Here is an 11236-nt window from a genome sequence, read left to right as displayed (position 1 = left end):
CCGCAAGCAGGAGCAGGACGATCAGGAAGATCATCCCCTTGCGCTGCTTCCCTGCTCTCTTCTCTTCTGTTTCCATCCCTTACTCCTCTCTGATCTCGTACTGTTTTCTTTCATAGGTTGCGACATCCTCTTCACTGATCGATGTGATGAAGCGGATCTTATAGGCTTCCTTGACCTCTCCATCACTGTCCCACGGCCACTTTTGTCCCGCATTTGCAGCACCGCTCACATAGTAATCGGCACGGCTTCCACGCCCCATGAGGAACAGGTCCTCCTTCTGAGAAGCTGTCTCTGTCTGGAACCATGCTCCGTTTCGCGGACTGGTAAAGTTGGAACCGTCATTACTCATCTTCAGATACGCCTCATCCTTTTGGATCGTGGCGATACCACCCTTCATGACCCCCATCAAAGACGGCATCCCATTCCCTTTCACTGCCAGTCTGTCCACGCCGATCGTGATCGGCATCGCAGTATCGTTGCGCAGGGATGCATTGTTGGTACTTTGCCGGATGAGGGAGCCCTCTGCATGCATCCGGATCTGTTGTGGAACGAGCGCCTCCAGCTGCGTCGTCATGATCACATTCCCCTTCAACAGTGCGGTGATCCCTTCTGTCGTTGAATCCTTCAATGTCGCCTGCCAGACATACGGTCCCGGATCACTGATCGCATTCACACGATACACGGCAAGCTTCATCGTTTCCGCTCGTGTCGCATCCAGCGTCGTCTTCGTGCCATTCGTTCGATCGACGATGCTTCCATCCTTGTCATAGAGGATGATCTCTGTCGCAAAGTTCTTATTCCCCCATCTGCTTCCACGCTCATATACGGCATCCGTTGCATTCCCTTCGGCATCTGTGAATACCGAGATCTCATTACGGACAAGATCGCCCTTGTCATCTGTCTCTTTCATGAAGGACATGTCCTCGATCGTGATCTTCCCCTTTTTCAGGGTGGACGGGAATGGGATCGCCTCACTCAACGCCATGGCAGCTTCTTTATTCTTCGTATTCTTGACATCTGTCGTTTTGAAGTCGATGAACGGTGAAGGAGCCATTCTCTTACTCACGACAGCCGTACTGTGACGGTATTCCTTCGTTTCAGCGATCCTTGCGTGCAGATAATAGAAGGCCGTCCTGTCCAGATGGGTGAATTCATGTTGTCCGGCATGTTCCCCTTCTGTGAGCTTTGTCAGCGTATCCCAATCCCCGCTATCCGCAAGAGGTGAGGTCGAAGAGGTACTGAGATAGTATTCATAGCCGTCCTGAACCTCCACATACAGGTTCGTATCCAGATCCTGCTGCAGGACAGGTTGTATCGCCTTATCCGGATTCTCCGGCTTCGTGATGACGAGCTTATTCGATTTCGTTATCGTTCCCTCAAAGCGTTTTGCACTGTCCCTTGCAATATAGTCGACGATGATATAGCTGCCTACATCATCTGCGGTATACGTATAGCTATAGGAGATGCTGGTTCCGGTGACAACGGCATCCTCCACCTGTTCCACGATCGTATCCCCATTGCTTCGACGGATGCGGAAATATCCTTCATCATAGCCGTCACCGGTAAAGCTCATCATGACCTTGTTTCCGATATCGCTGTCCGTAGTGCCAAAGGTACTCAGCGCCTGCACATCGAGGCTGGATTCATCGAACAGCTCATTTTCCGTTGTCGCGATTGCACTCGCTGCACTTATACCCGATGGTGCATAAACATTGGTTCCCAGAAATTTTGCATACAGTTTATAGCTGCTTCTTCGATCCAGTTTTCGGAACCAATTATCTCCGTAGTCAGAATCCTTCTGCCATGTAATTTCCGCATCGGCTGGTGTACCATCTACATTCACCTTTTGATATCCAACAACAATTTGCGGTATCTTGTCCATTCCTTTCGGATTATAGTTTGATATTGCTTTGAACTGTATACTGTTTCCATTGACCTGCAGGATTTTTGGCGCTTCCGGTGTATTCTGCGCTGCCTTATGATTGATATAGACACTGTCGGTTACTGACTCTCCACTGAACTGTCCGCTTGGCGCTGCCACATATACTGCATAGATATAGCATTCAAAATCCGCCTCCTGCGTCTGATAGCTGCTTGTCGTACCCGGTGCGTCCTTTTTGATAAGCTCAGGATCACTCATTCCATCTTTTTTGCGGTACCAGTAGAAGGTTCCCGATGGATCATCCTCTTCACTGATTTCCTGAAATTTGTATTCCGCCTGCAAGGTATCCAGTAACGCATAACTATCGGAATGTGTAATCACCGCTGTACTTGTCAACAGTTTTCCCTGCAATTTTTCCTTGGTCACATATTCGACCTGATTACTGTAATCATCTACACCAATCAAGACTGCTTTCAGATAGAAACCTGTATACTTCAACGGTACCTTAAACGTTGAATAGGAGACATTGTCTTTGACCTCGTCCACTCTTCCCAGTGCCTTCAATTCCGCATCAATATTCTGCCATGTTGTCGCTACCTCTGGAGTCTTCGTCACATAGTACTTCCATGTAGCCGTTGGTGCTTTTCCATATAAGGAGTACTGAAGTGTCTTTTCTTGAAGCGTTTTCCAGACAACCTTAGGATCACTCTCTGTTATCTGCCCCTCTGTTTCCGGGTCTCTCAACAAAGGTTCCTTTGCGCTCAATTTGCCACGTGTGGAATTGATTCCACTTGCCATCCTGGAGCGTGTTTCCAGTCTTGCGGCATAGACAACATAGGTTCTATTCGCAGGTACCCGGATATCCATGGATGCTTCTGCTTTCAGCCAGCGTTCCACATTATCCGTATTGTCTTTGACAGCACCGTTGTCCACAATATCCTTTTCTGCAATCAGTTCCGGCAGATTATCATTCGATGACAGCTGCAGATAATAATACACAGCCTCATCTACATCCGCACTTTCAAGATGCAGAATACTTCCTTCCTTCTTTTTATCTTCCCCTTGTGCCGCAACTGTAGGAGCTGCAGGTACATCAGCGCTTTTTTTATAAACTCTTCCAAAATCCCTCGTGATCGTTCCTTGGAATCCACTCTTCTCCTTTGCTGTATAGGTCACGGTCACCTCCGGATTTCCATCGACAGGTTCGATTATAAGAGAATCTGACTGACCGCCCCTATCTGCTGGAACATCTACATCATCCAGCTTCCACTGCCAACTTCCGCCGGAATCATCCCCGGCATATGGATACTTACCTTGTTCATAGGTAACATGAAGGATATCCTGCACACTCGTCGTTCCGGTATATGTGATATTTCCAGTTAATGTGGACGTTTGGGTCTTTGAATCAACACCTTCCGACCATCCACTGGCATCATATCCGGTTTTTGCGGCTTTTCTCACATATATAGTATAGGTAGTTTCACGAAGCAGGGGCGTGATTGCCACTTCCTTTCCCCATGCTGCCGTTACCGGATGTGGTGTGATATTGCTGTCTCCTTCTTTTTTATAACCAAATTCATAGACATCATCACTTACTTTATTGATAATGGCATTGATATTGTATTCACCAGCTGACTGGATAGTTGGCAGCACATCTCCGATATGCTGAGCGTCATTCTGTATGAGCGCACTCTTCCCCTCACAGCTTTCCTTGTAATCCTGTATACCGATAAATTTTGCCTTGATTTGATATCCTGAATCTTCAGGAACCAGCTTATAGGTAATCGTCTGTGTATCCACACTCATCGTTGTAGGAACCAGTGTATTAGAGTTATCCTTTCCCACACGCTCCAGAACCCACATACCAGTTTGATCCTTTGTATTATCATCCTTATGATTCACTGTGAACGTCAGAAACTGATTGACCTTTTCACTCCCACTAACCGTGATAGTATTATTTTTTACACTGGATCGATCTGTTGTTAGCTGAGCAGCAGGAGACCATGGACTTGGTTCATAGAGATCCTTTTCTGCTTTTCTCACATAGATGTAATAGGTCGTATTGCGTTCAAGTCCGGATATAGTGACTGGTGTATCAGCTGTGACACCGCCGCCGGACACAGGCTTTATATCCTCACTCGCACTCTTACGGTAACCGAATTCATATGTAGTTCCGGCTTCCACGACACTCTCCTGTACCTGTAGGGAGTGATCCTTCTTTGCGGCTGTGATCTCGACAGGTGCCTGAGAAGGCGCCTCCTGTGAACGCTTCAATATCGGATCGGTCTCGATGGAAACAGACTTGTCAAAATCCGTATCTGCCAGGGCGGAATATGTGATTTTTATTTTAGAGCCGGCATCCGCATCCGTCAGCTCGTAGGTCAGGCCATAGTCTGTAGAGGTCTTCGGCGTGAGCGGGGTGACTGTTCCATCATCCTTCGTCCTCTCAATTTTCCAGTTTCCCTTTTGAAGATTGGTATCCGCAATAGAAGCGGTAAGGGTACTTCCTGCATTGATGACGCCGTTCAATTTAATCGGTCCTGCAATATTGGTTTTCTCCGTCTTGATTGTAACAGCTTTACTCCATTCGCTTGGGGCATAACTGCCATCTTCGGCACCAGCAACTCTTGCGAATAGCCAATATTGCTTATTTCTCTGTAAACCGCTGATTTTAAACGCTGAAGTAGAATGTCCTGCAATGATTTTATTTCCTCCCTCAGTAGTCGCATAGGCATATTCATATTTTGCACCATCAATCCCGTTCGCTTTTACTGTGACAGCCTGATCTGTCAATTCCGTAGTCTGAAGATCGGTTGGCTTGATCGAGGTGACGACACTGGAAAATTTAGAAGACATCGTAGCATACCCAGGTGCTCCGACATCCACATTGATTTCATAACCAATATCCTTAGGCTGAATGGTATAGGCAGCTTCTGTGGCTCCAGCGATTATTTCTCGTGAAGTATCTCCATGTTTTCTACGATACCACTGATAATTTTTAGCACCTGATGCTGATGCACTCAAAATCTGACCGGGATTTGTTGTTCCAGTGATAGAAACAGAAGTTAAGGCCTTAACTTGCTTTTTGACAGTAAACTCATAAGTGTTTGATGCAGAACCACCGATTGTTTCATCAGGCTCTGTATAGGTAATCGTTATTGTAGCCTTTTGTTCCGGAGTACCTACTGGGATAATGGTTCCTCCCTCGGTAATTTTGAGCACATTTTGATCACTACTCTTGTAAGTAAAGTCATTCCCTTGTAAATCGACAGGTATTGCTATGCTTCCATTAAGATTCCCTGTGAACATATCACCACTGCCTGTCTGATTATCTATAGATGTAAAAGATCCCCTCGTTGAAGAGTACAATAATGAAAGCTTGCTGTTTTTCAACCATGTTAAAATAGGATAGTAGCCTTCTTTATAGGTCCATATATTACTCTTATCATATGTATCAAATGATGCTTTCAGATTACTTCCTACAAGTTCACTCGAAGTTTTCGGTGTTCCATAGTTTATATCACTAAGATTTGTTCCACTCGTCATTGTACTGTCATAATAAGTATTCGTGATAACATTGTTCGTAAAATCCTTTGTTCCATAACCGCCAATTGCACCCCCGATTGCCGGATTTCTGTAATTTCCTACTTTTAGTTTTGCAGCGGAATAGTTATTGATTAGATAGGACTTGCTTGTTCGTGATGCATATCCAATGAAACCACCAATCCAATTACCTCCGATAACTTCTGTACTTACACTTGAATTATTTAACACTCTACCTGTAGGTGCAAAGCCGATAAAACCTCCAGTTGAAGTATTTACAGTTTCATTATTCAAAACACCTGAAGCTGTTGAACATTCTGAAATTTCTGCATCGTATATATCAGCTCCCTGTGATAACTGAGGGTTATAACTGGAGCCATATTCCTCAAGCCCCAACTGACCAACCAGCATCCCTGTACGCGCATTCGTATTAAAGGTAGCATCTACTACAAGAATTCTTCTTACGACAGCGGGCTGATAGACTTCACGGCATAGCACACCGATATTACCATCCTTTACAGAAGGCTTATATACAATATTAGCTTTCTTTATGATGATATTTTCAACAACTGCCTTTGTACTACCATTCCCTTTCACCGTACCTAACAGTTCCGATGAAAGACCCGTAATTGTATGATAATCACCATCTAAATGACCACTGAAATTATCACAGGCCGCTGTTGTTACTCCTGCTAATGATATATTCTGCGTAATGATATATGATCCTGCACGATTGGAGTAAGCCCCTGTTCCTTCTATAAAGCTTTTAAGCTCCGTTGGATTCGATATAGATTCTCCTGAACGATATAGGATCCGATCACTCTCATATTCTGTTCCTGCTTTAATAACATTTAGCTTTTCGTCTACGTACAACATGATGTTATCAGGTACCGTTAGCTTCGCATATATATTTCTGCCATCCCTGTCACTCCAGTTTGATTCTGTAGATGTCATGGTATTGTCTTTATATGTACGACTATCATCTTCATGTGGAACAGGATCAAGATCACCGATATACATTTCAAAACGCTTACTTAGATCATCCCCAGTCCAATTCGCTACAGTTGCAGTAACTTTTGTACCAGAATAAGCTGTATTGTTTCCATTTCCATCCTTTGTATCAGATGTAATCGTAATTTGTTCATTATATATCTTTCGGATATATGCACTGTTGACTAACTGAATATTGGTGCCGCCATAACCAATATCACTATTTGGCACAAATTCTGCCTTGACATAGTATTTCCACATATCCTCACTAATCGTCAGCGTACTGGTATCACTATCAATGCTTGGACTATATCCACTGGATAATTGTTCCCATTTCGCTGTTTCATCAACTCCAGGCGCGGCTATAGATCCTGTCTCTCCACAATCTGTTGTACTTTTATACCACTTCCAGGTCCCCTTGTTATTGTTTGCATTTTTAAGACTAGCTGTAATCGTCTTTCCCACAACTTCATTCCCTGAAAAAATAATGGTTCCAGACTGAGTGATAACGCCTAGCTCTATGGATTTGCTGATGATATTACTAACCTGAGTTTCTGTGCTTTCCTGCTTCACAATATAGACGGTATAACTTATATTAGGTTCAAAATATTTTTTTTCATAATCTTGCGTAACCTGAAAGCTTGTAGATGAAGCTTTTGTCCATCCAGCCTTCGTCAATACGCTGTCTTCTATTCCCAATGGTACATTTGGTGCTAGATCCGTTTGCTTTTGTATTCGGTACCATATATTGTCTATTTCATTTAGACTGATCTCCATGCTCAAATGACTATCAACATCATTTCCTTTTGATAAGTTGGTTATTTGCGGATCGATTGCTACATTCTTTTTTATACTTGTTGTAACTGCTTCTTTATCATCTTTGAAATCACCAGTACCTGTATAAACGGCTTTTAGTCTTTTTCCGATATCTGACCCTGTTGGTGTATAAGTAGATATGGTCTTATTACTAGAAATACCGGTAGCGATTTTGATATAGCCGCCCTCATCTTCTCGATACCAGGTCCATGTCCCACTCGCATCATCACCCTCTGGTATGTAATTTGCTCTGGTATATGTAGCCTTCAGTTCTTTCCCTGCGGTATCATTTCCCTCGATACTAACATATCCAAGAATGCTGGTCTTTTCTGTATTCATTTTCAGATTTGATAAGCACCATGGACTCGCTTCATAATTATCATCCTTTGCGCGCCTAACCCAAATATAATATGGCGTATTGCGATCTAGCCCTGTTACAGTAACATCTGTTCCCTTATAAGCTTTGGTTTCCACGAGTTTGTTTGTAGCTGCATCTATACTATCTTCTTTTCCATATTGAAATTCATAAACGACATCTGCATCCGCGTCCTCTCCCATTTGAAAGGTAAGTGTCGTATCTGTTTGTTTTACTAGCTTAGGAGCAATCGTTGGAGCATCATACTGTTCCTGCACATATTGCTGAACAGCTGTTGATAATGCTTTTTTCTCTCCACTGAACCCAGCTATCGGTGTAAAGGTGACTTCATATGTTGTTCCTACAGGTTCTGTTGCAGGAATCATATAATATGTACCATCGTCTTTTTCCGGAAAGAAGTTCGTAATATTACTTTTCTCGCCATTCACATTTTTCGTCCATTTCCAGGTACCTTCTTTTGTATTTACTCCATCCAATCGGGCGATCAATTTTTCTCCCTGAATCGGATTGGTAGCCCCAGTGTTATCGTAAATGAATGATAACGATCCCTGTAATTCAGTTTTCGAGGTTTTGGCGGTTACACGCTTGCTCGCAGGAGTCCATTCTGATTTGTAATGCTCATTCTGCTCCACATATCGTAAAAACAGATAATAAGTTGTATCCCTGTCCAGATTTTTCATTACGACTTCTGTTCTTGGTTGATATTCTTTAACAATACCTTCTTCGCGATACTCTATCGGAACACCATTCTCACTTAAGGAGTAGCCAATTATAAATCGTTCATTGACTCCAAGTGCACCTTCTGCAGGATCCTGATCTGGAAGTGTAAAAGTTAAAGTTGAATCCGTCGATTTAATTTTATTTTCTTCCATTACGTCTGCCGGTGCATCTACTTCTGCTTTTTTCACTATCTCACTCTGCGCACTAATTTCACCTGCATAGAATTGTGTGCTATCTCCAGAATAAACTGCCTCAATCCTCATACCGATATCTCGTGGATCCTTGATTGTGTATTTATTCTGCTTCATTAAAGATTCACTTCTATTTCCATCAGCATCAATTCGATACCAGTTCCAAACCCCTTGTTGTCCTAATTTTCCGTTCGTTATCTTTGCAGAAAGTGTTTGTCCATAAGCTGTTGTATTCTGAGTTACACTTAATTCAACAGTACCTCCTACATGAGGATAATCTGTATCAGCTTCCAGTGAATAATCACCCCATGCAGAATCTTCATATCCATCCTCTCCTATCTGTTTCACATAGATAAGATATCGCTTATCAGCTTCCAACCCGGTAATGGTCACAGGATTATTACCTCTAGCAAGAATATCAAATGGTTGAATTTCAGTACCACCTTCAGACAATACATATCCAAATTGATACAATCCTTTTGTGACTGAGGAAGGCATTTTCACAGTCAGAGAGATATCCTCGCGGCTCACTAATTCCGGTGTGACCTTAGGTTTCTCAGTTGCGGCTTTTTTTACCACTGCATCTGTATACGCTTTGATTGCCCCACTGGCTCCACCATCATTTTTGGCTGTAGCTTTTACATAGATTTTTTTCCCAACATCTTTTCCTGTTATCAAATAACTGCTTTCATTACCTTCCCGTTTGTCATCCTGATCCTTATCATCATCCGTTTTGTGATGCCAACTGTATGTAACATCCGCATCGAATTTGTCCTGTGTAAGCTTTGCATACAGCTGGTTTCCTACTACCATATCAGCTGCGCCCGCTTCTTCGGTCAATGCACTGTTCCTATAGATCTTGATGCCGTTCAGTTCTTCCTTTATGACCGTTGAACTGGCTCTCGTTACTGTTCCCTTGTAGCTTTGATCATCACTTACGGTAAAGGTTGCACGTACGAAGTATCCGCTGTCATCTGTTGTCGGTGTATAAGTACTTGTTATACTGTTCGTATCTGCATTGCTTTTCAGTTCTTCCCAGCCGCTGGATAAGGATTTGCTCTTCTCCCATGTCCAGCTTCCTTTTTCACATTGCGCATCCTGTAAGGTCGCAGTGATTTCTGTACTTACCTTAAAGGTATCGCTCAGGCTGACATTTCCTCCCACCAGTCCCTTATTGGTCGTAATGGGATAGGTCTTCATGGTTTTGGCTGCCATATCGTATTCATTCAGTACATAATCGGTATGCCAGTCCAAATCCGACCAGTTGATCACATCACTCCATAAGTACCTCTTCCAGCCACTTTCTATAGCTGCCTTATGTGAAGCCGGCGCCTCTGCAGGTGTTGTCGTGACCTTGTAATAAAGGCGTTCCTTCATATCGAAGCTGATCTGCGTCTTTGGTTCTGCAAGTGATTCTCCAGCGATTGGTGATTTCGTAAGGATTCTCGCAGATGCAGCCTTCAAGATCCTTGTACCACTCTTCGTAGCTGCAATCAGTTCTCCATCCGTATCCTTTGTTGAATCAGTACTCACTTTCGCAAGCAGGGTATTCCCATTGATTCCGATATTGCCTTTTGCACTCCATGAGACAGCTTCTTTCCCTGTTGAGGAAGGCAGTGCCACATCCTTCGTCAGTCCCATCAGACTTGTCTGCGTACTGACTGCCAGTGTACTGAGCGCACTCAGCTTCTTTGCCTCTTCACTGTATTTGTCTGTGATCTCTTTCTTTAAAGATGGATAGCTTCCCTTTTTTTGTTGGAAACCGTCTATTACCAGACCTCCACTGACCATCTGCGCACTTGTGTATTCCTGTGCTCGCGGCTCTTCTTTCGATGCCACGCTGATATCATAGAAGCTGCTTTCCAGCTTATTGCTCTCTCCATTGAAATTGCCTGTTTCCTTGCCTTCCACATACACGGCCGCATAGCAGTTCGTGATACTGCTTTCTTTTCCGAATCCATATGCGGATTGCTTGCCTTCGATGATTCCCGTTACATAGCTGTTGCTTATTTCTGCATTTCCGGAGACGACAAAACCGGAAGCTCCTGCTTCCCCTGTGATTTCCCCGCTCACATAACTGCTTTCTATACTTGTATTTGTACAATTCACCAGCATTCCAGCAACATTTTGCTTTGAATGAATGACAGCTAAAATGCCAACGCCATTGATTTTTGTATCCGTCGCACTCCCTGCCAACGCTGCTGTATCTGCATCCGTATCAATAGTACTGCTCAGATTTACATTTTTTATATTCGCTTTCTTCAGGGATGAAAACAATGGCTGCTTCAAGCCCTTGATCACATGGCCGTTCCCTTCCAATGTCCCTGTGAATTCTTTTTCCACCATGATAGAATCAGAGGTCACCGTGATATCGCTGTCCATGATATACGTCTTATCCGGTGCTTTTGCAATATCCTTCAGGCCCTGTTCATTCGTGATATGGATCTCCTTCACTTCCGACTGTTCTTCTTTCTTCGGTTCTTCCTTCGGCTGTCCTGTTATATCGGTCACTTCATAGGTTGCGGTCGTACCAAGAGGTGCATCATCTGCCGCTTCGCTCTGGAACACATAGCTTCCGTTCTCCTTCGGTGTATAGCTTCCCTGATACAAGCCGTTCTCCTGCTTCTCGACCTTTACAGGCTCCTTCTTTTCCTTGAAAGTAACTGATATATGATCCGTGTTTTCCATTCGTCCATACAGGGTGATTTCTCCCTGCCC

Annotated in this window: 1 protein-coding gene; it reads right to left on the bottom strand. The window is 43.8% G+C overall.

Annotated elements, in window-relative coordinates:
• Positions 1–79: 79 nt before the first annotated feature.
• The gene (locus tag NE665_RS22355) at positions 80–11206 is read right to left on the bottom strand and encodes a ZmpA/ZmpB/ZmpC family metallo-endopeptidase-related protein (RefSeq protein ID WP_256302645.1); all 11127 of its coding nucleotides are present in this window, start codon (positions 11204–11206) and stop codon (positions 80–82) included.
• Positions 11207–11236 lie beyond the last annotated feature (30 nt).

The organism is Clostridium sp. DFI.1.208, from assembly GCF_024463855.1.
Classification (GTDB): domain Bacteria; phylum Bacillota_I; class Bacilli_A; order Erysipelotrichales; family Erysipelotrichaceae; genus Clostridium_AQ.
Note: the sequence above shows the minus strand (reverse complement) of the source record. Positions and strands in the feature narration are given on the sequence as shown.

Bases quoted from the DNA above. Each gene is read 5' to 3' on its own strand.
- NE665_RS22355 (WP_256302645.1), bottom strand. From the start codon at position 11,206: ATGGAAAACACGGATCATATATCAGTTACTTTCAAGGAAAAGAAGGAG.